Source organism: Pseudomonas sp. WS 5021 (assembly GCF_012985535.1).
Lineage (GTDB): Bacteria > Pseudomonadota > Gammaproteobacteria > Pseudomonadales > Pseudomonadaceae > Aquipseudomonas.
Genome location: NZ_JAAQWP010000003.1, coordinates 448,662 through 472,606, shown reverse-complemented (window position 1 = coordinate 472,606; position 23,945 = coordinate 448,662). Strand labels below are relative to the sequence as shown.

At 61.2% G+C, this 23,945-nt stretch carries 23 protein-coding genes; 7 read left to right on the top strand and 16 right to left on the bottom strand.

Features of this window, described 5'->3' with window-relative positions:
• Positions 1-152 precede the first annotated feature (152 nt).
• Together HBO19_RS12145 and HBO19_RS12140 are read right to left on the bottom strand one after the other, a co-directional pair.
• Positions 153-818 carry a fumarylacetoacetate hydrolase family protein gene (locus tag HBO19_RS12145; RefSeq protein ID WP_169991322.1) on the bottom strand — a complete coding sequence of 222 codons (666 nt, stop codon included), beginning with the start codon at positions 816-818 and terminating at the stop codon, positions 153-155.
• Positions 819-842: 24 nt separating this feature from the next.
• Positions 843-2,237 carry an FAD-binding oxidoreductase gene (locus tag HBO19_RS12140; RefSeq protein ID WP_169954972.1) on the bottom strand — a complete coding sequence of 465 codons (1,395 nt, stop codon included), beginning with the start codon at positions 2,235-2,237 and terminating at the stop codon, positions 843-845.
• 205 nt (positions 2,238-2,442) lie between these two features.
• Between HBO19_RS12140 and serA the strand changes: the two genes are divergently transcribed.
• Positions 2,443-3,672, top strand: coding sequence for a phosphoglycerate dehydrogenase (gene serA, locus HBO19_RS12135; RefSeq protein WP_029289418.1), 1,230 nt, complete (start codon positions 2,443-2,445; stop codon positions 3,670-3,672).
• A 64-nt stretch (positions 3,673-3,736) separates the two neighbouring features.
• On the opposite strand, the gene HBO19_RS12130 is transcribed toward serA, so the two are convergent.
• Positions 3,737-4,174, bottom strand: a complete 438-nt coding sequence (locus tag HBO19_RS12130; protein ID WP_169954973.1) for a DUF4399 domain-containing protein — start codon at positions 4,172-4,174, stop codon at positions 3,737-3,739.
• 134 nt (positions 4,175-4,308) lie between these two features.
• Between HBO19_RS12130 and HBO19_RS12125 the strand changes: the two genes are divergently transcribed.
• Positions 4,309-4,932, top strand: coding sequence for a transporter substrate-binding domain-containing protein (locus HBO19_RS12125; RefSeq protein WP_169954974.1), 624 nt, complete (start codon positions 4,309-4,311; stop codon positions 4,930-4,932).
• A 131-nt stretch (positions 4,933-5,063) separates the two neighbouring features.
• Here HBO19_RS12125 and HBO19_RS12120 read toward each other — a convergent pair whose 3' ends face one another.
• Complete coding sequence (locus HBO19_RS12120; protein ID WP_169954975.1) at positions 5,064-5,558, bottom strand: DUF523 domain-containing protein; 495 nt, start codon at positions 5,556-5,558, stop codon at positions 5,064-5,066.
• 2 nt (positions 5,559-5,560) lie between these two features.
• The gene (locus HBO19_RS12115; RefSeq protein ID WP_169955048.1) at positions 5,561-6,193 is read right to left on the bottom strand and encodes a 2OG-Fe(II) oxygenase; all 633 of its coding nucleotides are present in this window, start codon (positions 6,191-6,193) and stop codon (positions 5,561-5,563) included.
• A gap of 131 nt (positions 6,194-6,324) precedes the next feature.
• On the opposite strand from HBO19_RS12115, the gene HBO19_RS12110 reads away from it, so the two are divergent.
• A complete protein-coding gene (locus tag HBO19_RS12110) occupies positions 6,325-7,077 on the top strand; it encodes a DUF2059 domain-containing protein (RefSeq protein ID WP_170057570.1) in 753 nt (250 codons plus the stop codon).
• 122 nt (positions 7,078-7,199) lie between these two features.
• Here the strand turns inward: HBO19_RS12110 and HBO19_RS12105 are convergent, their stop codons facing one another.
• Complete coding sequence (locus tag HBO19_RS12105) at positions 7,200-8,141, bottom strand: alpha/beta hydrolase (protein WP_170057569.1); 942 nt, start codon at positions 8,139-8,141, stop codon at positions 7,200-7,202.
• A gap of 111 nt (positions 8,142-8,252) precedes the next feature.
• Here HBO19_RS12105 and HBO19_RS12100 point away from each other — a divergent pair, with 111 nt between their 5' ends.
• Positions 8,253-8,828 carry a DUF6436 domain-containing protein gene (locus tag HBO19_RS12100; protein WP_170042128.1) on the top strand — a complete coding sequence of 192 codons (576 nt, stop codon included), beginning with the start codon at positions 8,253-8,255 and terminating at the stop codon, positions 8,826-8,828.
• A 40-nt stretch (positions 8,829-8,868) separates the two neighbouring features.
• Positions 8,869-11,235, top strand: a complete 2,367-nt coding sequence (locus HBO19_RS12095) for a penicillin acylase family protein (protein ID WP_170057568.1) — start codon at positions 8,869-8,871, stop codon at positions 11,233-11,235.
• Between the two features lie 110 nt (positions 11,236-11,345).
• On the opposite strand, the gene HBO19_RS12090 is transcribed toward HBO19_RS12095, so the two are convergent.
• Positions 11,346-12,251 carry an AraC family transcriptional regulator gene (locus HBO19_RS12090; protein WP_170057567.1) on the bottom strand — a complete coding sequence of 302 codons (906 nt, stop codon included), beginning with the start codon at positions 12,249-12,251 and terminating at the stop codon, positions 11,346-11,348.
• A gap of 99 nt (positions 12,252-12,350) precedes the next feature.
• On the opposite strand from HBO19_RS12090, the gene HBO19_RS12085 reads away from it, so the two are divergent.
• Positions 12,351-12,743, top strand: a complete 393-nt coding sequence (locus HBO19_RS12085; protein WP_169954980.1) for a carboxymuconolactone decarboxylase family protein — start codon at positions 12,351-12,353, stop codon at positions 12,741-12,743.
• On the opposite strand, the gene HBO19_RS12080 is transcribed toward HBO19_RS12085, so the two are convergent.
• Positions 12,682-13,647 (bottom strand): GlxA family transcriptional regulator, encoded by a 966-nt coding sequence (locus HBO19_RS12080; protein WP_169954981.1) that lies wholly within the window; start codon positions 13,645-13,647, stop codon positions 12,682-12,684. The genes HBO19_RS12085 and HBO19_RS12080 overlap by 62 nt on opposite strands.
• 257 nt (positions 13,648-13,904) lie before the next feature.
• Here HBO19_RS12080 and HBO19_RS12075 point away from each other — a divergent pair, with 257 nt between their 5' ends.
• Complete coding sequence (locus HBO19_RS12075; RefSeq protein ID WP_169954982.1) at positions 13,905-14,546, top strand: HD domain-containing protein; 642 nt, start codon at positions 13,905-13,907, stop codon at positions 14,544-14,546.
• A gap of 130 nt (positions 14,547-14,676) precedes the next feature.
• Here the strand turns inward: HBO19_RS12075 and HBO19_RS12070 are convergent, their stop codons facing one another.
• The 8 genes from HBO19_RS12070 to HBO19_RS12035 all read right to left on the bottom strand — a co-directional run bounded on the left by HBO19_RS12070 (position 14,677) and on the right by HBO19_RS12035 (position 23,919).
• Entirely contained in the window at positions 14,677-15,561 is an 885-nt protein-coding gene (locus tag HBO19_RS12070; protein WP_057440425.1) for an ABC transporter permease subunit, read from the bottom strand.
• Positions 15,558-16,439: an ABC transporter permease subunit gene (locus tag HBO19_RS12065; protein ID WP_169851359.1), complete on the bottom strand. Its 882-nt coding sequence runs from the start codon at positions 16,437-16,439 to the stop codon at positions 15,558-15,560. The genes HBO19_RS12070 and HBO19_RS12065 overlap by 4 nt, the downstream gene beginning before the upstream one ends.
• A gap of 35 nt (positions 16,440-16,474) precedes the next feature.
• Entirely contained in the window at positions 16,475-17,617 is a 1,143-nt protein-coding gene (gene potA / locus HBO19_RS12060) for a polyamine ABC transporter ATP-binding protein (protein WP_029289449.1), read from the bottom strand.
• A 67-nt stretch (positions 17,618-17,684) separates the two neighbouring features.
• Complete coding sequence (locus HBO19_RS12055; RefSeq protein ID WP_169954983.1) at positions 17,685-18,779, bottom strand: polyamine ABC transporter substrate-binding protein; 1,095 nt, start codon at positions 18,777-18,779, stop codon at positions 17,685-17,687.
• A gap of 241 nt (positions 18,780-19,020) precedes the next feature.
• Complete coding sequence (locus HBO19_RS12050) at positions 19,021-20,133, bottom strand: polyamine ABC transporter substrate-binding protein (protein ID WP_220273125.1); 1,113 nt, start codon at positions 20,131-20,133, stop codon at positions 19,021-19,023.
• Positions 20,134-20,312: 179 nt separating this feature from the next.
• Complete coding sequence (locus HBO19_RS12045) at positions 20,313-21,677, bottom strand: aspartate aminotransferase family protein (RefSeq protein ID WP_169954984.1); 1,365 nt, start codon at positions 21,675-21,677, stop codon at positions 20,313-20,315.
• 55 nt (positions 21,678-21,732) lie between these two features.
• Positions 21,733-23,091: a glutamine synthetase family protein gene (locus HBO19_RS12040; RefSeq protein ID WP_169954985.1), complete on the bottom strand. Its 1,359-nt coding sequence runs from the start codon at positions 23,089-23,091 to the stop codon at positions 21,733-21,735.
• Between the two features lie 39 nt (positions 23,092-23,130).
• Positions 23,131-23,919, bottom strand: coding sequence for a gamma-glutamyl-gamma-aminobutyrate hydrolase family protein (locus tag HBO19_RS12035; protein ID WP_169954986.1), 789 nt, complete (start codon positions 23,917-23,919; stop codon positions 23,131-23,133).
• Positions 23,920-23,945: the final 26 nt, after the last annotated feature.

The window sequence follows — 23,945 nt, the reverse complement described above, 5'->3', positions numbered from 1 at the left end:
GTGCGCAGTACGCACAAATAATCTGTGTACAAGCTTGTGTGGGAGCCGGGCTTGCCCGCGATGCAAGCACCGTGGTGCATCAGGCACACCGCGGTGATGCTATCGCAGGCAAGCCAGCTCCCACAGAAGCCGGCTCCTACAGAGAGATGGGGTTAGCGTACGGAGCTTTCGAAGCGGCTGACACCCGGCAGTTCCAGCACCAGTTCGTCACCTACTTCCAGCGGGCCCACGCCCACAGGCGTGCCGGTCAGGATCACATCCCCGGCCTGCAGCGAGAAGCAGCCCGCCATGTGCTGGATCATCGGCACGATCGGGTTGAGCATTTGCGCGCTGTTGCCGTCCTGGCGCACCTGGCCATTGATGGTCAGGCGAATGCCGATATCGGTCAGGTCGGGAAAGGTGCTGCCCACCACGAACGGCGCAATGACTGCCGCACCGTCGAAGGACTTGGCGATTTCCCACGGCAGGCCCTTGGCCTTGAGCTCGGACTGCTTGTCGCGCAAGGTCAGGTCCAGGGCCGGGGCGAAGCCGGAGATGGCGTCCAGCACTTCTTCACGGCTCGGGGTTTTCGACAGCGGTTTGCCGATCAACACCGCGATTTCCGCTTCGTAATGCACCGAACCGCGCTCGGCTGGAATGGCAAAGCCGCCTTCCAACGGCACCACGCAACTGCCCGGCTTGATAAACAGCAGGGGCTCGGTTGGTACCGGGTTGTCCAGTTCCTTGGCGTGTTCGGCGTAGTTGCGCCCGATGCAGACCACTTTGCCCAGTGGAAAGTGGATGTTGGTGCCGTCGACGTACTTGTGCTGATAGCTCATGGACCGCTTCCTCTTTCGTGATGGTTAAACAGCGAAGATCTTGCCCGGGTTCATGATCCCGTTCGGGTCGAACACGGCTTTCACTGCCTTCATATATTCGATTTCAACCGGAGAGCGGCTGTAAGTCAGGTAATCGCGCTTGGTCATGCCCACGCCGTGTTCGGCGGAGATCGAGCCGTTGTACTTCTCGACGGTCTCGAACACCCACTTGTTGACGGTGGCGCACTTGGCGAAGAACTCGTCCTTGGACAGGTTTTGCGGCTTGAGAATGTTCAAGTGCAGGTTGCCATCGCCGATGTGGCCGAACCAGACAATTTCGAAGTCTGGATAGTGTTCGCCGACGATCGCGTCGATTTCCTTGAGGAATGCCGGCACTTTCGACACGGTGACCGAAATGTCGTTCTTGTAGGGCGTCCAGTGGGAGATGGTCTCGGAGATGTACTCGCGCAGCTTCCACAGGTTGTGCAACTGGGTTTCGCTCTGGCTCATCACGCCATCGAGCACCCAGCCCTGTTCGACACAGTGCTCGAAGGTTTCCAGGGCGTGGTTGGCGACTTCTTCGGTGGTGGCTTCGAATTCCAGCAGGGCGTAGAACGGGCAATCGGTCTCGAACGGCGCCGGCACATCGCCACGGCCGAGGACTTTGGCCAGGGCCTTGTCAGAGAAAAACTCGAACGCCGTCAGGTCCAGTTTGCTTTGGAACGCGTGCAGCACCGGCATGATCGAGTCGAAGTCGGTGGTGCCCAACACCATTGCGGTGAGGTTTTTCGGGGCCCGGTCCAGGCGCATGGTGGCTTCGACCACAAAACCCAGGGTGCCTTCAGCGCCGATAAACAGCTGGCGCATGTCGTAGCCGGTGGCGTTCTTGATCAGGTCGCGGTTCAGTTCCAGCACATCGCCTTTGCCGGTGACGACCTTCATGCCCGCTACCCAGTTACGGGTCATGCCGTAGCGAATCACCTTGATCCCGCCGGCATTGGTGCCGATATTGCCGCCAATCTGGCTGGAACCGGACGACGCGAAGTCCACCGGGTAGTACAGGCCGTTTTCTTCGGCGACGTTCTGCAATTGCTTGGTGACCACGCCCGGCTGGCACACGGCGGTGCGATCGGTGAGGTTCACATCGAGGATCTGGTTCATGTAGTCGAACGACACCACCACTTCGCCATTGGCCGCCACGGCAGCCGCCGACAGGCCGGTACGCCCGCCGGACGGCACCAGCGCCACCTTGTGCGTGTTGGCCCAGCGAACAATGGCCTGCACTTGCTCAATGGTCTTGGGGAAGACGATAGCGGTCGGCGCGGGGGCGAAGTGCTTGGTCCAATCCTTGCCGTAAGCCTCCAGGGAGTCTGCATCGGTCAGCACTTTGCCGGGCTCAACCAGGGTCTTTAGCTCATCAATCAGGGCAGGATGGGTCATCGACAGAACTCTCGAACAATTCATGGTCATCCTGAGAACGCTTCACGTCGCAGGAATGAGTGTTTAGCGGGGCGCGTATGCTAGCATACCGCCCCCGCAGGACAGAGCCCAAGGGCGTTTCTGCGGTGACGGCTTTCCTGCCGTCCGGGTCAGCTTGCGCTGCTCGATTCCCTGCCATTTTTCTCCGGGATACAGGTTTACGCAGATGAGCAAGACTTCTCTCGATAAGAGCAAGATCAAGTTCCTTCTTCTGGAAGGCGTCCACCCATCGGCCGTCGACGTCCTAAAGGCCGCCGGGTACACCAGCATTGAGTACATCACCAGTTCTCTGCCGGAATCCCAGCTCAAGGAAAAGATCGCCGACGCGCACTTTATCGGCATTCGCTCCCGCACCCAGCTGACCGAAGAGATCTTCGACCACGCCAAGAAGTTGGTGGCGGTCGGTTGTTTCTGCATCGGCACCAACCAGGTCGACCTCAATGCAGCGCGCGAGCGCGGTATCGCGGTGTTCAACGCCCCGTACTCCAACACCCGTTCCGTAGCGGAGCTTGTGTTAGCGGAAGCCATCCTGCTGTTGCGCGGTATCCCTGAGAAAAACGCTTCCTGCCACCGTGGCGGCTGGATCAAGAGCGCGGCCAATTCCTTCGAAATCCGCGGTAAAAAGCTGGGTATCGTCGGTTACGGCTCCATTGGTACCCAGCTGTCGGTATTGGCTGAAGGCTTGGGCATGCAGGTGTTCTTCTACGACACCCTGACCAAGCTGCCGTTGGGCAACGCCACCCAGGTGTCGAGCCTGACCGAACTGCTGGGCATGTCCGACATCGTCACCCTGCACGTGCCGGAAACCGCTGAGACCCAGTGGATGATCGGCGAGAAGGAAATCCGCGCCATCAAGAAGGGCGGGATCCTGATCAACGCCGCACGCGGCACCGTGGTCGAGCTGGATGCCCTGGCCGACGCGATCAAGGACAAGCACCTGATCGGCGCTGCCATCGACGTGTTCCCGGTGGAGCCACGCTCCAACGACGACATCTTCGAAAGCCCGCTGCGTGGCCTGGACAACGTGATCCTGACCCCGCACATCGGCGGCTCCACCGCTGAAGCCCAGGCCAACATCGGCCTGGAAGTGGCAGAGAAGCTGGTCAAGTACAGCGACAACGGTACGTCGGTGTCCTCGGTCAACTTCCCGGAAGTGGCCCTGCCGGCTCACCCTGGCAAGCACCGCCTGCTGCACATCCACCAGAACATTCCTGGCGTGATGATGGAGATCAACAAGGTCTTCGCGGAAAACGGCATCAACATCTCCGGTCAGTTCCTACAGACCAACGAGAAGGTCGGCTACGTGGTGATCGACGTAGACGCCGAGTACTCGGACCTGGCGCAAGAGAAGCTGCAGCACATCAGCGGTACTATTCGTAGCCGCGTGTTGTTCTAAGGTTTCAAGCGCGCCACGAAAAAGGGAGCCCCGCGGGGCTCCCTTTTTTTCGTCTGAACAAATCTTACTTCACGGTAACAGTGATCACTTTTGAGGCTACAGTAGGTTCGAACTGACGATGCAGGTTATCGCCCGCCACCAGTTGCAGCGTGTGTTTGCCTGGGGCCAGGGTCAGTTCGGTCTTGGTTTGTGCCTTGCCGAAGTGGATCACAGTGTCGGTAGCCGGAATCGGCTGGCTTGGATCAGGCAGTTGCGCCTGGTCGACCAGCAGGTGGTGATGGCCTGCACCCGGGACTTGTTTGTCGATGGGCTCCAGGTCCATGCCCTTGATGCCAAACTCGACGGTGAAGGTCTTGTCGACGGTGGCGCCATCCTTGGGCGAAACAATGAACACTTCAGCCCCTTTGGGTGCCGGTGTGCGCGGGATATCCGCCGCAGACGCCAGCATTGAAGCCCCCAGCAGCAAGCTGGCCAGGGTTGCACGAGACAAAATGGCTTTCATTAACTTCTCCAGTTTTTCTATGAAATCTGTAGGGTTAAGACAACTTAGTGACGAAACGTTGTCCAAGGCACTCAACACCATAGCAAAGCGAGCCTTAACCGCGTCTCGCACCTTCGAATTCTTTAGGAGTGACCATGCGTTTTTTGCCTGGCCTGTTACTTGTGCTGCCTTTGCTGAGCCCCTTGGCTCACGCCGAACTGTTCGACGAGGTGTTTGACCGTGGCGAACTGCGCATTGCCCTGGAAGCGGACACGCCGCCCTTCAACTTCAAGGAAGGCGACAAACTCACCGGCTTTGAAGTGGACCTGGGTGAGTTGCTGGCTCGGGAAATGGACGTACGCGCCTCCTTTATCACCACCGACGACAGCGACTTGCTGCCCGGTGTGGAAAGCGGCAAGTACGACGTGGCGATCAACCACATCGCTGTGACTCCTGAACTGCGGGATCGTTTCGATTTCAGCGCGCCTTATAGCTATGCCAATGCCCAGATGCTTGCCAACAAGCAGCAAAAACCCCTGTTGAGCGGCCTGAATACACTCACCAGCAGTCAATTTGCCGCCAAGCCCACCGCAGGCGTGGATTTGCGCAGCCGGGTCGATGCCAAGGCCACGTTGACCCTGGCCATCCCCTTCCAGAAGGGCAACCCGGCGTTCAAATCGAGCCTGGACAAGGCACTGGAGCGGATCAAGGCCGATGGACGGCTGACGGCGCTGTCGGAAAAGTGGTTTGAGGCTGACACCAGCAAACCTGCCAAATAACCAATGTGGGGCCAGGCTTGTGTGGGAGCGGGCTTGCTCGCGAAAGCGGTGTGTCAGTCAACAAATCTGGCACTGATAAACCGCATTCGCGAGCAAGCCCGCTCCCACAAAAGGCTGGTCCTACATGGGATTTAAGCGGGGTTTGAGAGCTGGTCCAGGGCTACCGCCGCCTCGGCCAGCTCCAGCTCGCTGAACACCTGCACCCCATGGCGCTTGAGCAACGCCGCCGTCACGCCTTCGCCCGTGACTTTGACCCCACTGAAGGTGCCGTCATACGTCAGCAGGTTGCCGCAAGACGGGCTGTTGGCCTTGAGCACGGCGATGCGGATGCCATGGCGCTGCACCAGGGCCAGAGCCTGGCGCGCACCCTCGACAAAGGCGTCACTGAAGTCTTCGCCATCGGCGGTCAGCACTTGGGCGCGGCCTTCCCACACCGCCATCCCCTGCCCGCCCGGAATCTCGGCAGATGGCCGTGGGGTAGGCAGGCCACCGGCCACCTCCGGGCATACCGCAACCACCCGGCCTTCGGCCTGCCAGGCGGCCAGTTGGTCAAACGGCCCGCTGGCCCCACCGTCGTAACGTACGCGATGCCCCAGCAGGCAGCGGCTGACCAGAATCTTTTGCATGCTCAAAACGGCTCGTTGCCCCGCCGGCGAAACCAGCCTGTCAGGGACAGGCGTTCGCGGTGGGCGGGCAGGACTTCGTGGGGCACTTCCCCCGACAGGAACACCACCAGGCAACCGCCGGTGGGGTCCACGTCGTATTCAACGCCGTCCTTGAGGTACATGCGCAACTGGCCGCCGTGCTCGGGCAGCCAGTCCTGGTTCAGGTAGACCACCGCCGAGACCATGCGCCGGTCATCATCGCGAAAACGGTCGAGGTGCTTGAGGTAGAACGCCCCCGGCGGGTACATGGCGAAGTGGCATTCGAACTCTTCCAGGCCGAGGAACAGCCCGCGGTTCATCGCCAGCCGCAGGTTGTCCATCAACGCCAGATAGCGGTCGCAGATCGCCGCCTGGCCGGGCTCCAGCCATTGGATATGGTCGCCACGGATCCCCTCGCGAATCTCCTGGGCCGGGCCGCGTCCGACAGCGGCCGGGGCCAATTCGCCTTCAATTGCGCGTTTATGGCACTCAGCCGCCAGTTCCAGGGTCAGAGCCTCTGGCAGGAAGATGTTCTGCTGCGACCAGCCCTTCACGGCCAGGTCGTCGACGATGCTTAGCAGCAGCGGGTCATCAGGGGATATTTGCATGGCGCGCATAGTATCCATACGCCTGGCAAACCGACAGCGCCGCCGAGCGCCTAAATACACTTTAGTCAGGCGATTGATAGGACTTCTCGACAAATCCTACGCCCGACACGGACAATAGTGGCCGACTGACAGGAGTCCCTATGCGTCGTTTGTTTTTATCCTTGCTGATGTTCTGCGTGTTGCCCGCCTGGGCAGACAGCCGTGACCAGTTGTACGCGGTCGCCGGCTGGCCGGAACAACGCGCGCATTTTAATGACGCCTTGAGTGCCGCCCAGCAGCGCTACCGCAACAGCTTGCCGCCGGCGGTGTACCAGGCGCTGGTGGACAACAGCAATAAACGCTTCGCCCCCAAGGCCATGGATCAGCGCGCCGAAGCCCAGTTGCGCCAGAACCTGGCGGACCCAAAACCGGCGCTGGCGTTTTTCCAGTCGCCGCTGGGGCGCAAGATTGTCGCCGCCGAGTTGCTGGCGACCCGTCGCGACCAGTTGGCCAAGAACGCCCAGGGCTTGCCGCAGATCCAGGCCGACGCCACCCGCAGCCTGATCATCGGCCATCTGGCCCAGGCCCTGCCTGCCCGCGAAGCCGGGGCCGAAGTCAGCCTGGCGATTGCCGGCGTGGCCGCAGACAGCCTGAGCCAGATGATCCCCGGCCTGTTGGGCGGCGGTCAGGCGCAGAGCATGCTCAATGGCCAGCGCGAGCGGTTGATGCAGCAGATCGGCAATGACCTGAACAACACCTTGTTGTACGTCTATCGGGATTTGTCGGACCCGGAGCTGGAAGAATTCGCCACCTTTGCCGAGTCGCCGCAAGGCAAGGCTTACTACCAGGCAGCGCTGGCGGCGATCCGCGCCGGGCTGGCGGTCGGCCAAAGCACCTCCAGCCTGGCCCCCTGACGCCCCTCCCCCTGTAGGAGCGAGCTTGCTCGCGAAGAACTCAAGGACGCCGCGTCTAACCAGGCAGCACGCGTTATCGTTGACGTTCTTCGCGAGCAAGCTCGCGCCTACAGGGGGGAGGGTTATTTCAGGTGGTCGGTGAGGAACTTGAAGTATTCCTCGCGGATTTGCGGCAGTTCATTGGCCAGATGATGCCGGCCCTTGGGCACCATCAGGATCTGCGGCTGATCAAACTTGCCGCGCAGCACCTGCAAGTTGTGCTGCCAATCCACCGTCATATCTTCCTCGCCCTGCACGATCAGTGGTCGCCGCGTACTGCGCGGCGCGGCCTCGATGCGCTTGATCCAGCGCGCCAGCGCGCCCACCCAGGCGGTTGGCAGTTGCCGGGGCTGCAACGGGTCGGCCTCGAGGAACGGACGGAACGCCGGGTCGTTGCTGTTATCGCTGAAGCGCCGGGCGATACCTTTGACGAACGGCTTGAGCAGGTAATAGCTCAGTTGCGACCAACCCCAGGCACGCGGCCGCACCAGCGGCGACAACAGGAAGGTCTGGCCTTGCGCCGGGCTGCTGGAGCCATGGTTGAGCAGATGGTCCACCACAATCGCCCCGCCGGTGCTTTGCCCGAACAGGTGCCAGGGCTTGGGCAGTTGCAGCGCGTCGGCCTGGTCGAACAAGCCGTTCACCACGTGCTGGTACACCGCAAAATCATCGATGCTGGCACGTTCGCCACTGGACAGGCCATGGCCCGGCAAATCGCAGGCAATCACCACAAAACCCTGGTCCAGCCCCCACTCCACCACGCTGCGATACAGCCCCATGTGATCGTAGAAACCGTGGAACATAAACAGTGTGGCCACAGGTTGCGCCGGCCACCAGACCTGGCTGACCACCTCGAACCCATCCACCTCCATGCGCCCCAGACGGCTGGCCACCGGGGTTTTGCGCGCGGCCAGGTCCAGCCCATAGAAGCGCTGGTAGACCCTGGCCTCGGCCGAAAGCGGCTGCGCGTCCACCAGGGGCCGCAGGCTTTCGCGCAGATGATCGGGGTCAAAGGTAACGGGCATAAGAACTTCCAGACTAGGGCTTCACAGCAGTGAACAGATGAATATTGAGTCGCGATATTCATCTGTCAGGGCAAGCATGGCAAGCTACGCCACCGTCGAGGATTGTTCTGAATGCCAAAGCCCTACCGCAACGCCCTGCTCGCCAGCCTGATCCTGCTGATCTGCGCCGTGGTGCTGTGGGTCGCGTATGACTGGTTCCAGGGCCGCTACCTGCGGGCATTCAGCGAACATACGGCGGTGTTTTCCGGCGACCTGCTACGCCTGCCCGACGACCTCGCAGGCCCCGGCCCGATCCGCCTGGTGCACTTCTGGGACCCGGCTTGCCCGTGCAATGTCGGCAACCAGCAGCACCTGAGCGAACTGATCGAGCAATACGCGCCCCAGGGCGTGGAGTTCTATGCCCTGCAAAAAGCCGGCAGCCACGGCCAATTGCCCGCGACCCTTGGCGCGATGAAAATCATCACCGCCCTGCCCGGCGCCGACCAGGTGCCCGCCAGCCCGGCGGTGGGTATCTGGGATCGCAGCGGCAAGCTGGCGTATTTCGGCCCGTATAGCGAGGGCCTGACCTGTAATTCGAGCAACAGCTTTATCGAACCGATCCTGCAGGCGCTCAACGGCGGGCGGGCGGTGAACGCAACCCACACCCTGGCAGTGGGCTGCTATTGTTCCTGGCCGCAAGGTTCGTAGATTTTCAAGGTAGCCCCACTTCTAATAATAAGGATTGTTTATGAAGCGCGTTTTGTCGGGTCTTGTAGCCCTGCTGGTGTTGATCGCCCTCGGGGCTGGCTGGTACGTCTACAGCAAGCAACCCACCCGCCAGGGCACGGTGGAGCTGGCCAACCTGCAAGGCTCGGTCACGGTGCGCTATGACGACCGGGGCGTGCCGCATATCCGCGCGGAAAACGAGGCCGACCTGTATCGCGCCCTGGGTTACGTGCACGCCCAGGACCGCCTGTTCCAGATGGAAATCATGCGCCGCCTGGCGCGCGGTGAGCTGGCCGAGGTGCTCGGCGTCAAGTTGCTGGACACCGATAAACTGTTCCGCAGCCTGCGTATCCGCGAGCGCGCCACCACCTACGCGGCCCAGATGGACCGCCAGTCCCCGCACTGGAAGGCCCTGCAAGCCTATCTGGACGGGATCAACCAATATCAGGACAGCCACGCCAGCCCCATGGAGTTTGACGTGCTGGGCATCCCCAAGCGGCCGTTCACCGCCGAGGACACCATCAGCATTGCCGGCTACCTGGCCTACAGCTTTGCCGCAGCCTTTCGTACAGAGCCCTTGCTGACTTACGTGCGCGACCAACTGGGCAGCGATTACCTGAAGGTGTTCGACCTCGACTGGAAACCCAAGGGCGACCTCGGCCTGGCCGCCGCCGACTGGCAAGGCCTGAGCGCCATCGCCCGCCTCAGCGAGCAGGCCCTGGCCGACAATGGCCTGCCGCAGTTCGAAGGCAGCAACGCCTGGGCCATCAGCGGCAACCGCACCAAGAGCGGCAAGCCGTTGCTGGCGGGCGACCCGCATATCCGCTTTTCGGTGCCGTCGGTATGGTACGAGGCGCACCTGTCGGCGCCCGGCTTTGAACTCTACGGTTATCACAACGCCCTGGTGCCGGTGGCGTTCCTGGGCCATAACAAAGCGTTTGGCTGGAGCCTGACGATGTTCCAGAACGACGACCTCGACCTGATCGCCGAGCAGGTCAACCCGGACAACCCCAACCAGGTGCGCTACCACGACCAGTGGGTCGACATGACCAGCAGCGAGCAACAGATCGCGGTCAAGGGCCAGGCCCCGGTGACGCTGACCCTGCGCCAGTCGCCCCACGGCCCGATCATCAACGACGTGCTCGGCGCCAATGCCGGCACCACGCCGATTGCCATGTGGTGGGCCTTCCTCGATACCGAAAACCCGATCCTCGATGGCTTCTACCAACTCAACCGCGCCGACACCCTGGCCAAGGCCCGCCAGGCGGTGGCCAAGGTGCATGCACCTGGGCTGAATATCGTGTGGGCCAATGCCAAGGGCGATATTGGCTGGTGGGCCGCAGCGCAGTTGCCGATCCGCCCGGCCGGGGTCAACGCCGGGTTTATCCTCGATGGCAGCACAGCCCAGGCCGACAAGCTGGGCTTCTACCCGTTCAGCGCCAACCCCCAGGAAGAAAACCCGGCCCGTGGCTACGTGGTCTCGGCCAATGCCCAGCCGGTGTCACCTACTGGCATGCAGATCCCCGGCTATTACAACCTGGCGGACCGTGGCCAACAGTTGAACGCGCAATTGAGCGACAACCAGGTCAAATGGGACCTGGACAACAGCCAGGCCTTGCAACTGGGCACCACCACCGCCTACGGGCCACGCCTGCTGGCGCCGCTGCTGCCGGTGCTGCGCGAGGTGGTCAAGGACCCGGCCGAACTCAAGCTGCTGGAGCAACTGGCCGCGTGGAATGGTGACTACCCGGTGCAGTCGATCCCGGCCACGCTGTTCAACCAACTGCTGTACGACCTGACTGACGCGGCCTTTCGTCCCAAACTGGGTGACGAGATGTTCAAGACCCTGATCACCACCCGTGTGATCGACGCCGCCTTGCCACGCCTGGCCGCTGCTGCCGATTCGCCGTGGTGGAACGGCCAGCGTGCCGCGACCGTCAAGCACGCCTGGGACAACAGCCTGGCGCACCTGAGAACCACCTTCGGTGACGACCCGGCGCAATGGCAGTGGGGCAAGGCCCATACCCTGACCCACGGCCATCCGCTGGGCATCAAGAAGCCACTGGACCAGATCGTCAATGTCGGGCCGTTCGCCTCACCGGGCAGCCACGAAGTGCCGAACAACCTGTCGGCAATCATCGGCCCTGCGCCATGGCCGGTGACGTACGGCCCGTCCACCCGACGCCTGGTGGACTTTGCCGACGCCGCTCACGCGCTGACCATCAACCCGGTGGGCCAAAGCGGCGTGCCGTTCGACAAGCACTACGCCGACCAGGCCGAGACCTATATCGAGGGCGGGTACGAGCAGGCGCATTTTGATGAAGAAGAGGTCCAGGCCAATACTCGCGGCACCCTCAAGTTGTTGCCGGCCCGCCCACAACAGCCCTGAAGAAACACCCTCAAAACGGTGGGAGCGGGCTTGCTCGCGATGGCTGAGTGTCAGTCGATACATTAGTTGACTGATACACCGCCATCGCGGGCAAGCCCGCTCCCACCGTTTTAATCTGCGTTGCGCATTCGACCGGGCGCTTGGCCATATGCATCCTTGAATTTCTTGCTGAACGCCGCCTGGGACTGGTAACCCACCCGGGCCGCAATATCCGTCAGGCTCAGCCGTGACTGCTGCAGCAGATTGAACGCCAGCTCCATGCGCAACTGGGTCAGCAGCACCCACGGCGACACGCCGGCCACTTTGACAAATGCGCGCATGAACGTGGCCCGGGACATCGATGCAGCCCCCGCCAGGCTGTCGATGGTCCAGTCATGCCCGGGCTCGGCCAGCATCGCCTGCCAGGCGCGGCCCAGGCGTTTGTCGGTGAGCAAGGCAAAGGTGCCAGCCAGCGGCGCCTGTTGCGCCAACCAGGTGCGCACCAGCAAGGTGAACAGCGCCACCGACAGGGCATCAATAAACGACCGCGCGCCCAGCCGCTCACCGTCAGCCTCACTGCGCATCAGCGCAATCAGTGCCGCCAGTTGCCCATCGGCCGGCCATTGTCGGCTGGACACCACCAGGTACTCGGGCAAGGCCGCAAACAGCAACGACTGGCGGTTGTAGTGAAAGGCGCCACAGAGCATCTCAACCTCCGGCTGATCACCGCCCAAGCGATGCACCTTCAGTACCCCGCTGTCGATCACCGTGGGCAGCCTCGGCGGGGTCTGCGCGCCCTGGCTGCGCAGCAGATGGGTCGCACCACCGGGCATCAACAGGATATCGCCTTCTGCCAGCGTCACCTGCTGCCCACCCGAAAGCTCGGCGTGGCAGGTCCCCCGCACGACAATATGATACGGCGCCACCCCCAGCGATTCGGGCGCATGGTCCAGGGCCCAGTCGCCCTGGAACTGGCAGCGCACGTCAAGGCGGCCGCGCAGGTTGGCCAATGTGATCAGCGTGTCGATAGCGTTCATTTGCGAATATCGGTCAAAAAGATGAGCGGATCGAACAATACCGCCAAATCCGAACGGCACACACTGGCTTCACACCCAACCCGTTCAGGAGTCAACGCAATGTTCAATAACTGGCCCGACTTGCTGCCCACCGTGAAGAACGCCTTTGGCGCACTGGGCAAGAGCAACCCGAAGATGGTCAAAGCCTACATGGCGCTGGGCGAGGCTGCCGAGGAAAACAACGTCCTGGATGCCAAGACCCGCGAACTGATCGCGATTGCCGTGGCCATCACCACCCGCTGCGACGGCTGCATCGGCGTACATGCCGACGCCGCGATCAAGGCCGGCGCCACCCGCGAAGAAATCGCCGCGACGCTTGCCACCGCGATCTCGCTGAATGCCGGCGCCGCCTACATCTACTCGCTGCGCGCACTGGAAGCCTACGACACACTCAAACCAGCGCCGCAAAGTTCAGCCGGAACTGCTGCGGCGTCACCCCCAGCCGGCGATTGAACACGCTGCGCAGGTGCTGGGCGTCGCGAAACCCGCATTGGTAGGCCACGGTCTTCAGCGGTGCGGTGCTGCTTTCGAGCATCACCCGCGCCGCATCCACCCGCGCGCGCTCGACAAACTCTGCCGGGGTGATCCGCGCTTCGCGGGCAAACACCCGCGAAAAGTTGCGCGCACTCATATTGGCCGCGCGGGCCAGGTCGGCGATGCCCAGGTCACCCGTCAGGTTCGCCAGCACGTACAACTGCACTTGCGCCACCGCCGAGGTGGCTTCGGCGTGGGGCGTGAGAAACGGGCTGAACTGCGATTGCCCGCCGCTGCGCTGGGTAAACACCACCAGGCGCTTGGCCACGCTCAAGGCCACTTCCGGGCCGTGGTCCTGGGCCAACAGGTACAGCGACAGGTCGATGCCCGCCGTGACCCCGGCCGAGGTGTAGAGGTTGGCGTCTTGCACGTAGAGGCGGTCGGCGTCGACCTGGGTCGAGGGGCACAGGCGCGCCAGATCAGCCGCGTCGCTCCAGTGGGTGGTGACGGTTTTGCCATCCAGCAATCCGGCCCGGGCCAGCATGAAGGCGCCATTACAGATCGAACCGAAGCGCCGGGCCCTGGCGCTCGCGTCACGCAGCCATTGATGGAACGGCGCGCCGAAATCTTCGAAGGGCAACTGCGGGCCGCCGGCGACCAACAACAGGTCATAGGCTTGTAGCGCATTGCTGTAATGGATATGAGCCTGCAAGGACAGACCGTTGGAACAGGCGATCTGGCCCTGGACCTGGCCGATGACTTCGAGCTGGTAATGATCCGCAGGCGCCAGGAAGCGATTGGCCTCGCAGAACACATCCATGGGGCCGGTCACGTCCAGTGACTGGACGCCGGGGAAGATCAGGATCGCGACGGTCTTGTGCATGGGTAAACCTTCCTCTGGACTGTCGCAAAACCCTGTGGGAGCTGGCTTGCCTGCGATGGCATCACCTGGGTATACCTGATGTACCGAGGCGATGCTATCGCAGGCAAGCCAGCTCCCACATTGCATCGTGTACAACCATGGCGCGATATGAAGGCACATTGGCCGGGATCGCGCCCCTGCGGCGGTGGTTGCCTGGCAGCTGGGCGACCAGACTGGACTGATCAGCGCCAACCGGCGCTTTCTTGAGGATCATGACCATGAGCACCACCATCGCCGGCATCAAAATCCCCGACAGTGCCCTGGCCAAGGCTACCACCGAGTACATCCGCGACATTGAATCCGACCTGCTCTACCACCACTCCCGCCGGGTGTTCCTGTTTGGCGCCTTGAGCGGCGAGCGCCAGCAATTGGCCTACAACCCGGAGCTGCTGTACGTCGGCGCAATGTTCCATGACTTGGGCCTGGTGGCCGGCCACCGCAGCGATGATGAGCGTTTTGAAGTGGACGGCGCCAACGCTGCTGCCGCCTTTCTGAAGCCTTATGGCTTGAGCGACGACGATATCGAGCAGGTATGGCTGTCCATCGCCCTGCACACCACGCCGGGCGTGCCCAAGCACCTGCGCCCTACCGTCGCCCTGGTGACCGCTGGCGTGGAGATGGATGTGCTGGGCATGGACTACGCCGCGTTTACCCACGTGCAGCGCGAGGCGGTGGTGCATGCGCATCCACGGGGTGAAGGGTTCAAGGAGTGCATCATCTGCGCGTTTGCCGACGGGTTGCGTCATCGCCCGCAGACCACGTTTGGCAACGTGAAGACCGATGTGCTGGTGGATCAGGAGCCGGGGTTCAAGCCGATGAACTTTGTCGAGGTGATTCGCCAGTCGCCGTGGACGGCTTAATCAACTTGAAATGCAATTGAATGTGGGAGCTGGCTTGCCTGCGATAGCGGTGGTTCAGTCACATCTTCTGTGACTGACACTCTGCTATCGCAGGCAAGCCAGCTCCCACATTTTTAGCCTGTTCCGGCCGTTAGACCGGTGCTGGCGCCCGGCGTACATCCGGCTGTTTCCAGCCATCCGCCGCGGCTTCTTCGATCGCTTGCTGGATCGCCTTCTTGCGCCGCTCTTCGGCACGGCGGCTGAAGAACCACACCAAAAAGGTCACCAGCGACACCGCCAACAGAATCAGGCTGGCCACGGCGTTGATCTCGGGCTTGACCCCAAGGCGCACCGCCGAGAACACTTCCATCGGCAAGGTGGTCGAACCCGGGCCCGACACGAAGCTGGCCAGTACCAGGTCATCCAGGGACAACGCGAACGACATCATGCCGCCCGCCGCCAGCGAGGGTGCGATCATCGGGATAGTGATCAGGAAGAACACCTTCCACGGCCGCGCACCCAGGTCCATGGCCGCCTCTTCGATCGACAGGTCCAGCTCACGCAAGCGTGCCGACACCACCACCGCCACATACGCCGCACAGAACGTGGTGTGGGCGATCCAGATGGTGACGATGCCACGCTCCTGGGGCCAGCCGATCATCTGCGCCATGGCCACGAACAGCAGCAACAGCGACAGACCGGTGATCACTTCCGGCATCACCAGCGGCGCGGTCACCAGGCCGCCAAACAGCGTGCGGCCCTTGAACTGGCTGATACGGGTCAGCACGAACGCTGCCAACGTACCCAGCGCCACCGCGGCCACCGCCGTGTAGCAGGCGATTTCCAGGGAGCGCGCCACCGAGCCCATCAACTGGGTGTTGTCCAACAGGCCCACGTACCACTTGATCGACCAGCCGCCCCACACCGTCACCAGTTTCGATTCGTTGAACGAATAGATCACCAGGATCAGCATCGGCAGGTAGATGAACAGCAGCCCTACGACCAGCATGAAGCTGGAGAAACTGAAGCGCTTCATACCTTGCCCTCCATCTCTTTGGCTTGGCTGCGGTTAAACAGAATGATCGGCACGATCAGGATCGCCAGCATCACCACCGCCAGCGCAGAGGCCACCGGCCAGTCGCGGTTGTTGAAGAATTCTTGCCACAACACTTTACCGATCATCAGGGTTTCCGGGCCGCCCAGCAGTTCCGGGATCACGAACTCGCCCACCACCGGGATGAATACCAGCATGCAGCCGGCAATGATGCCGTTCTTGGACAGCGGCACGGTGATTTTCCAGAAGCTGTTGAAGGTGCTCGAACCCAGGTCCGACGCGGCTTCCAGCAGGCTCTGGTCATGTTTGACCAGGTTGGCATACAGCGGCAGGATCATGAACGGCAGGTACGAATAGACCACGCCGATATACACCGCGATATTGGTGTTGAGGATCTGCAACGGCTCGTTGATCAGGCCCATGGACATCAGGAAGCCATTGAGCAGGCCGTTGTTGCTAAGGATGCCCATCCACGCATACACGCGGATCAGGATCGCGGTCCAGGTCGGCATCATGATCAGCAGCACCAGCACGGTCTGCATCTCTTTGCGCGCACTGGCGATGGCGTAGGCCATCGGGTAGCCGATCAGCAGGCACAAGGCCGTGCTGAAAAACGCCATCTTCAGCGAGCCCAGGTAGGCGGCGATGTACAGTTCGTCGCCGGCCAGCAGGCTGTAGTTGGCCAGGTTGAGCACCACCTCCAGCTTCTGCTCGATGTAGGTGTAGATCTCGGTGTAGGGCGGGATCGCCACGTCGGCTTCGGCAAAGCTGATCTTCAGGACGATGAAGAACGGCAGCATGAAGAACAGGAACAGCCACAGGAATGGAATCCCGATGACTACCTGCTTGCCGCTGGGAATTATTCGGTGCAATCGCCGTTTGAATTTCTTCATGTTCATGAGCGAAGTACCACGCCGCTGTCGTCTTCCCACCATACGTAGACCTGGTCACCCCAGGTCGGCCGCGCGCCACGGCGTTCGGCGTTGGCGACGAAGGACTGCACCAGCTTGCCGCTCGGCAGCTCGACGTAGAACACCGAGTGGCCGCCCAGGTAGGCAATGTCATGCACCTTGCCGCTGGACCAGTTGTGCTCGCAGGTCGGCATTTCGGTGGTGACCAGCAGCTTTTCCGGGCGGATGGCGTAGGTCACCGACTTGTCTTCCACCGACGTGGCGATGCCATAACCCACGTAGATATCGCGGTCCAGGTCGGCGCACTTGAGCACCGCGTGGCCTTCGGCGTCATCCACCACCACGGTGTCGAAGATGTTGACGTTGCCGATGAACTCGCACACCAGGCGGCTGGTGGGGGTTTCGTAGATATCGATCGGGCTGCCGATCTGCGCGATCCAGCCCAGGTGCATGATCGCGATGCGCTCGGCCATGGTCATGGCCTCTTCCTGGTCGTGGGTCACCATCACGCAGGTCACGCCGACGCGCTCGATGATTTCGACGAGTTCAAGCTGCATCTGCGAGCGCAGCTTCTTGTCCAGCGCGCCCATTGGCTCATCGAGCAGCAGCAGTTTCGGGCGCTTGGCCAGGGACCGGGCCAGGGCCACCCGCTGACGCTGGCCGCCAGACAACTGGTGCGGCTTGCGCTTGGCGTACTGGCTCATCTGTACCAGCTTGAGCATCTCGGCCACGCGGGCCTCGACTTCTGCCTTGGGGATCTTGTCCTGTTGCAGGCCGAAGGCGATGTTCTGCGCCACGGTCATGTGTGGGAACAAGGCGTAGGACTGGAACATCATGTTGATCGGCCGCTCGTAGGGCGGCATGTCGGTGATATCCACACCGTCGAGGAAAATCCGCCCTTCGGTCGGTCGCTCGAAACCTGCGAGCATGCGCAGCAAGGTGGACTTGCCCGAACCAGAACCGCCGAGCAAGGCGAAGATCTCGCCTTTCTTGATTTCCAGGGACACATCGTCCACGGCAATCGTCTCGTCGAACTTCTTCGTGACCCGGTCGATTTTGACCAACACCTTTTTCGGTGTCTGGTCGCCCTCGAGGGCTTTCTTATAGGCGCCGGAGGCAACTGCCATTTACGAAACTCCCAGAAAAAAAGAGTGCAGAACGTCCAATACGGACGAACCTTAGATAGTGTGAGCCTTACTTGCCCGTCTTGACCTTGGTCCAGCTACGGGTCATCAAGCGTTGCACTTTCGGGGGTAGCTCGAAGTTGACAAACGTCCGGTCGAGAACCGCCTGCGGTGGATAAACCGCTTCGTCGGTGCGTATCGATTGCTCCATCAGCGTGTCCGCCCCTGGGTTAGGGTTGGCGTAGCCGACGTAATCACTGACCTGAGCGATCACTTCAGGTTGCAGTAAATAGTTGATGAAGGCGTGGGCTTCCTTGACGTTGGTCGCGTCCTTGGGGATCGCCAGCACGTCAAACCACAGGTTGCCGCCTTCTTTCGGAATCGCGTAGGCGATGTTCACGCCCTTGCCTGCCTCGGCCGCCCGGGCCTTGGCCTGGAACACATCGCCGGAGAAGCCGGCAGCCACGCAGATATTGCCGTTGGCCAGGTCCGAGATGTATTTGGATGAGTGGAAGTAGGTCACGTAGGGACGTACTTTCAGGAGTTTTTCCTCGGCCTTTTTATAGTCGGCCGGGTTGGTGCTATTAGGGTCCAGGCCCATGTAGTTGAGCACCGCCGGTAGCATTTCATCGGCCGAGTCCATGAAGGACACGCCGCAACTGGCCAGCTTCTTCATGTTTTCCGGCTCGAACAGCACGGCCCAGGAGTCGATCTTGTCGACACCCAGCACTTCCTTCACTTTGTCGACGTTGTAGCCAATGCCGTTGGTGCCCCACAGGTAAGGCACCGCGTATTGGTTACCCGGGTCGTTCTTTTCCAGGCGCTTGAGCAGCGCCGGGTCGAGATTGGCATAGTTGCTTAGCAACGACTTGTCGATCTTCTGGAACGCGCCCGCCTTGATCTGCTTGCCCAAAAAGTGGTTGGACGGCACCACCACGTCATACCCGGTGCGCCCGGCCAGCAACTTGCCTTCCAGGGTTTCGTTGGAATCGAACACGTCATAGACCGGCTTGATGCCGGTGGCCTTTTCAAAGTTGGCCAGGGTGTCGGGGCCGATGTAGTCCGACCAGTTATAAATATGCACAGTCGAAGCCGCCTGCACGCTGACTGCCAACGTGAGACCCGCCCCTACCAGCAAGGCTTTGCGAAATAAAGAAATTGGCAAGTGGAGGTCCTCTTAAATAGTTGGGCCCAAAGTTGTTGCCCGACAACAAAACCGGCGCGCAACTTACCCTCGATAAACCGATCCGGCAAAACTTTCTGTCATTTAATTTGTGAGAGCGGGCTTGTGTGGGAGCGGGCTTGCTCGCGAAGGCGGCGTGTCAGCCTGCATATGTCTCTACTGACACGCCGCTTTCGCGAGCAAGCCCGCTCCCACCCAAACCCTCTCCCACACTTATCAAGGCTTATTTACCCGACTTGATCTTGGTCCAGCTGCGTGTCAGCAGGCGCTGGGTAGCGGCCGGCAGGTCGCTGATTGCATACAGCTTGGCTTTCACTGCATCCGAGGGATAGATGCTCGGGTCACCCGAAATATCCTTGTTCACCAGCGGCGTAGCGGCCTTGTTACCGTTCGGGAAACGTACGCTGTTGGTGATGGCAGCCATGACTTCAGGCTTGAGCAGGTAGTTCATGAACTGGTAGGCGGCGTCCAGGTTCTCGGCATCTTTAGGGATGGCGACCATGTCGTAGAAGCTGCCTGCGCCTTCCTTGGGAATGGCGTAGGAAACCTTGACCTTGCCACCGGCTTCAGCCGCGCGGGACTTGGATTGTTCCAGGTCGCCCGAGTAACCCACGGCCACGCAGATGTTGCCGTTGGCCAGGTCCGAGATGTACTTGGAGGAATGGAAGTAGCCTATCGAAGGACGGATCTTGAGGAACAGTGCCTCGGCTTCAGCCAGTTGCTTCTTGTCCTGGCTGTCGGTCGGGTAGCCCAGGTAGTGCAGGGCCACCGGGATCATTTCGGTTGGCGAATCGAGGAAGCTCACGCCACAGCTTTTGAGTTTTTCGATGTTCTCGGGCTTGAACAGCACATCCCACGAGTCGATCTTGTCCACGCCCAGCGCAGCCTTGACCTTGTCGGGGTTGTAGCCGATGCCGATGGTGCCCCACATGTACGGGAATGCGTGCAGGTTGCCTTTGTCGCTGGCGTCACCGACGGCCTTGAGCAGGTCGGTATCGAGGTTCTTCCAGTTAGGCAGCTTGGACTTGTCCAGCTCCTGGTACACACCGGCCTTGATCTGCTTGGCCAGGAAGTTGTTCGACGGCACAACCACGTCGTAGCCGGACTTGCCCGCCAGCAGCTTGGCCTCGAGGGTTTCGTTGCTGTCGAAAACGTCGTACACCACTTTGATGCCAGACTCTTTCTCGAAGTTGGCGATGGTGTCCGGTGCAATATAGTCGGACCAGTTGTAGACATGCAGTACTTTACTGTCTGCCTGGGCCGCGCCCGCCATCACGCCCATCAGGGACAAGGCCAGGAGGGTCTTGCCAGCGTTCTTCAAACCTAATGCCTTCATTCGGTCATGCTCCAATTTTTCTTTTTTGGGCCACATTTTTCTACGTTTCATGGCCCGTCGAAGGGCAACAAAACAGGGCGACAGTCTGGCAAGTTCAGGGGCCGGCTTTCAACCAAAGCCCCGCATTTATCATTGCCCGAATGCAACAGCCGCTAGCCGCTGCATTCTGAGCCTAGCACTTAGCCCTGCAATGCCGCCAAAGTCAGGTCCAGGCACTGGCGAGCCTTGGTGACCAGCTCGTCAATCTCGGCCTTGCTGATCACCAGCGGCGGCGAAATGATCATGGTGTCGCCCACGGCGCGCATGATCAGGCCATTTTCGAAACAGAAGGTGCGGCAGATCATGCCCACGCCCTTGCCTTCATAACGCTTGCGCGTGGCCTTGTCCTGTACCAGCTCGATCGCACCCAACATGCCGACACCACGGACTTCGCCCACCAGCGGATGATCCGCGAGCTCGCGTAGACGCTTTTGCAAATACGGTGCCGTTTCGTCATGGACGCGGCTGACAATTTTTTCATCGCGCATGATGCGGATGTTTTCCAGGGCCACCGCAGCAGCCACCGGGTGCCCGGAATAGGTGAAGCCGTGGTTGAAATCGCCGCCTTCGTTGAGCACTGCCACCACTTCGTCGCGCACGATCAGGCCGCCCATGGGGATGTAGCCCGAGGTCAGGCCCTTGGCGATGGTCATCATGTCCGGCTTGAGACCATAGAAATCGCTACCGAACCACTCACCGGTGCGGCCAAAGCCACAGATCACTTCGTCGGCGACAAACAGGATGTCGTACTTGGCGAGGATTTCCTTGATGCGCGGCCAGTAGGTCTCTGGCGGCACGATCACACCGCCGGCGCCCTGGATCGGCTCGGCGATAAAGGCACCGACGTTGTCCACGCCGACTTCCAGAATCTTCTCTTCCAGTTGATTGGCGGCCCACACCCCGAACTCTTCAGGGCTCATGTCGCCGCCTTCGCCGAACCAGTACGGCTGGGCGATGTGCACGATGCCCGGGATCGGCAAGTCGCCCTGCTCGTGCATATAAGTCATGCCGCCCAGGCTGGCGCCGGCCACGGTGGAACCGTGGTAGCCATTCTTGCGGCTGATGATGGTTTTCTTGTTCGGCTGGCCCTTGATCGCCCAATAGTGGCGGACCATGCGCAACATGGTGTCGTTGCCTTCGGAGCCGGAGCCGGTGAAGAACACATGATTCATGCCGGCCGGGGCGATATCGGCGATCGCCTTGGCCAGTTCCAGCACCGGCGGGTGGGCGGTCTGGAAGAACAGGTTGTAGTAAGGCAGTTGTTTCATCTGCTTGGCGGCGGCGTCAGCCAGCTCATCGCGACCATAACCGATGGCCACGCACCACAGGCCGGCCATGCCGTCGAGGATCTTGTTGCCTTCGCTGTCCCACAGGTAAACGCCCTTGGCGTTGGTGATAATGCGCGGGCCTTTCTCTTTCAACTGCTTGAAGTCGCTGAACGGCGCCAGGTGATGATCGTTGCTCAGGGCTTGCCATTCACGGGTTTGCGGGTTGTTGCTGGACATACCAATCTCCAAAAAGTAGGTGAAGGTGCGACCCATCCTGGCCGCACCCGGCGCATCAGACGGCGAAGAGCAGGAATTCCCGCTCCCACGAACTGATCACGCGCTTGAAGTTTTCATGCTCGGCCCGCTTGACCGCGACGTAGCCAGTGATGAATTTTTGACCCAGGTATTTCTCGATGGTCTTGCTGTTTTCCATGCGCTCCAGCGCATCTTCGATAGTCAACGGCAGGCGCAGGTTGCGTCGCTCGTAACCACGACCGACCACCGGGGCGCTCGGGCTGATGCCTTCGACCATGCCGATATAGCCGCACAGCAGGCTGGCGGCGATGGCCAGGTACGGGTTGGCATCGGCGCCCGGCAGGCGGTTTTCCACGCGGCGGTTCTGCGGGCCGGCATCCGGCACGCGCAGGCCCACGGTGCGGTTCTCTTCGCCCCACTCCACGTTCACCGGCGCCGAGGTGTCGGGCAGGAAGCGGCGGAACGAGTTGACGTTAGGCGCAAACAGCGGCAACAGCTCGGGGATGAACTTCTGCAGGCCACCGATGTGGTGCAGGAACAGCTCGCTCTTGGAGCCGTCCTCATTGGAGAACACGTTCTTGCCGGTGGCGATATCAATGATGCTCTGGTGCAGGTGCATGGCGCTGCCGGGCTCGCCGGTCATCGGCTTGGCCATGAAGGTGGCGGCCACGTCGTGCTTGAGCGCGGCTTCACGCATGGTGCGCTTGAACACCAGGATCTGGTCGGCCAGGGACAGGGCATCGCCGTGACGGAAATTGATTTCCATCTGCGCCGTGCCGTCCTCGTGGATCAGGGTGTCGAGGTCCAGCTCCTGCAGCTCGCACCAGTCGTAGACATCTTCGAACAGTGGGTCGAATTCGTTGGCCGCTTCTATAGAGAAGGACTGGCGACCGGTTTCCGGACGGCCAGAGCGGCCAATCGGCGGTTGCAGCGGGAAGTCCGGGTCTTCGCAGCGCTTGGTCAGGTAGAACTCCATCTCCGGCGCCACGATGGGCTGCCAGCCTTTGTCGGCATAGAGCTTGAGGACTTTCTTGAGCACGTTGCGCGGCGACAGCTCGATGGGGTTGCCTTGCTTGTCGTAGGTGTCGTGGATCACCTGGGCGGTGGGCTCGATGGCCCAGGGCACCAGGAACACAGCGTTTTGGTCCGGGCGGCAGATCATGTCGATGTCGGCCGGGTCGAGCAATTCGTAATAGATGTCGTCTTCGACATAGTCGCCGGTCACGGTCTGCAACAGAACGCTCTCGGGCAGGCGCATGCCTTTTTCGGCAATGAACTTGTTGGTCGGCGAGATCTTGCCCCGGGTGATCCCCGTGAGGTCGCCAATCATGCATTCGACTTCTGTGATCTTGTGGTCTTTCAACCAATCGGTGAGCTGGTCGAGGTTGTTACTCATAAATGCCTCTGGGCTGGGTTTCCTGACATCCATTAAAGGTCAGGCGTTGTTTGACGCGTGCGCGTCTCTTTGTTTCGCCCGCGTTCGGCAGGCATCGCCAAATGCCTGGAAGATCGCGAGGTAGTACGGGTTGGAGCTTACCTGCCATTCAGGGTGCCATTGCACTCCTAATGCAAAAGCGTCTGCAAAAGCCTTGCCCTGTTTGAGCGAAAAAGCCTCGACCAGGCCATCCGGCGCGGTCGCCTCGACCTGCAGGCCCGGCGCCAGGCGGTCGACGCCCTGGCTGTGGATCGAGTTGACCTGGATCGTGTCCGGCAAGCCCAGGCCCGCCAATACCCCGCCCGGGGCAATCGCCACGGCGTGCGCCGGGCCGTACTGGACTTCCAGCGGCTGGGTATCGTCTTCGCGGTGATCGAGCATACCCGGCAACTCATGAACCTTCTGGTGCAGGCTGCCGCCCAGGGCCACGTTCATTTCCTGGAAGCCCCGGCATATCCCCAGCACCGGCACGCCTGCGGCAATCGCGGCGCGAATCAGCGGCAGGGTGCTCTGGTCCCGTGCAGGATCATGGGCAGTCCCGGGCGCACTGGCCGGACCGTCGTAATGGAAGGGTTCGATATTGGAAGGTGAGCCGGTAAAGAGGATGCCGTCCAGACCGTCAAGAATATTGGCCGGTTCGAACAGCTCCGCCAAGGACGGAATAATCAATGGCAGGCCCTTGGCAGCGACTGCCACGGCGCGGACGTATTTGTCGCCACTGATGTGATAAGCATGCAGACCAACCTGTTTGGAGCAGGCGGTGACGCCGATTAACGGCAGGCCAGACATGAAGCACCCCGGTATTATTGCTGTTA

Bases quoted from the DNA above. Each gene is read 5' to 3' on its own strand.
- HBO19_RS12145 (WP_169991322.1), bottom strand. From the start codon at position 818: ATGAGCTATCAGCACAAGTACGTCGACGGCACCAACATCCACTTTCCA.
- HBO19_RS12140 (WP_169954972.1), bottom strand. From the start codon at position 2,237: ATGACCCATCCTGCCCTGATTGATGAGCTAAAGACCCTGGTTGAGCCC.
- serA (WP_029289418.1), top strand. From the start codon at position 2,443: ATGAGCAAGACTTCTCTCGATAAGAGCAAGATCAAGTTCCTTCTTCTG.
- HBO19_RS12130 (WP_169954973.1), bottom strand. From the start codon at position 4,174: ATGAAAGCCATTTTGTCTCGTGCAACCCTGGCCAGCTTGCTGCTGGGG.
- HBO19_RS12125 (WP_169954974.1), top strand. From the start codon at position 4,309: ATGCGTTTTTTGCCTGGCCTGTTACTTGTGCTGCCTTTGCTGAGCCCC.
- HBO19_RS12120 (WP_169954975.1), bottom strand. From the start codon at position 5,558: ATGCAAAAGATTCTGGTCAGCCGCTGCCTGCTGGGGCATCGCGTACGT.
- HBO19_RS12115 (WP_169955048.1), bottom strand. From the start codon at position 6,193: ATGCGCGCCATGCAAATATCCCCTGATGACCCGCTGCTGCTAAGCATC.
- HBO19_RS12110 (WP_170057570.1), top strand. From the start codon at position 6,325: ATGCGTCGTTTGTTTTTATCCTTGCTGATGTTCTGCGTGTTGCCCGCC.
- HBO19_RS12105 (WP_170057569.1), bottom strand. From the start codon at position 8,141: ATGCCCGTTACCTTTGACCCCGATCATCTGCGCGAAAGCCTGCGGCCC.
- HBO19_RS12100 (WP_170042128.1), top strand. From the start codon at position 8,253: ATGCCAAAGCCCTACCGCAACGCCCTGCTCGCCAGCCTGATCCTGCTG.
- HBO19_RS12095 (WP_170057568.1), top strand. From the start codon at position 8,869: ATGAAGCGCGTTTTGTCGGGTCTTGTAGCCCTGCTGGTGTTGATCGCC.
- HBO19_RS12090 (WP_170057567.1), bottom strand. From the start codon at position 12,251: ATGAACGCTATCGACACGCTGATCACATTGGCCAACCTGCGCGGCCGC.
- HBO19_RS12085 (WP_169954980.1), top strand. From the start codon at position 12,351: ATGTTCAATAACTGGCCCGACTTGCTGCCCACCGTGAAGAACGCCTTT.
- HBO19_RS12080 (WP_169954981.1), bottom strand. From the start codon at position 13,647: ATGCACAAGACCGTCGCGATCCTGATCTTCCCCGGCGTCCAGTCACTG.
- HBO19_RS12075 (WP_169954982.1), top strand. From the start codon at position 13,905: ATGAGCACCACCATCGCCGGCATCAAAATCCCCGACAGTGCCCTGGCC.
- HBO19_RS12070 (WP_057440425.1), bottom strand. From the start codon at position 15,561: ATGAAGCGCTTCAGTTTCTCCAGCTTCATGCTGGTCGTAGGGCTGCTG.
- potA (WP_029289449.1), bottom strand. From the start codon at position 17,617: ATGGCAGTTGCCTCCGGCGCCTATAAGAAAGCCCTCGAGGGCGACCAG.
- HBO19_RS12050 (WP_220273125.1), bottom strand. From the start codon at position 20,133: ATGAAGGCATTAGGTTTGAAGAACGCTGGCAAGACCCTCCTGGCCTTG.
- HBO19_RS12045 (WP_169954984.1), bottom strand. From the start codon at position 21,677: ATGTCCAGCAACAACCCGCAAACCCGTGAATGGCAAGCCCTGAGCAAC.
- HBO19_RS12040 (WP_169954985.1), bottom strand. From the start codon at position 23,091: ATGAGTAACAACCTCGACCAGCTCACCGATTGGTTGAAAGACCACAAG.
- HBO19_RS12035 (WP_169954986.1), bottom strand. From the start codon at position 23,919: ATGTCTGGCCTGCCGTTAATCGGCGTCACCGCCTGCTCCAAACAGGTT.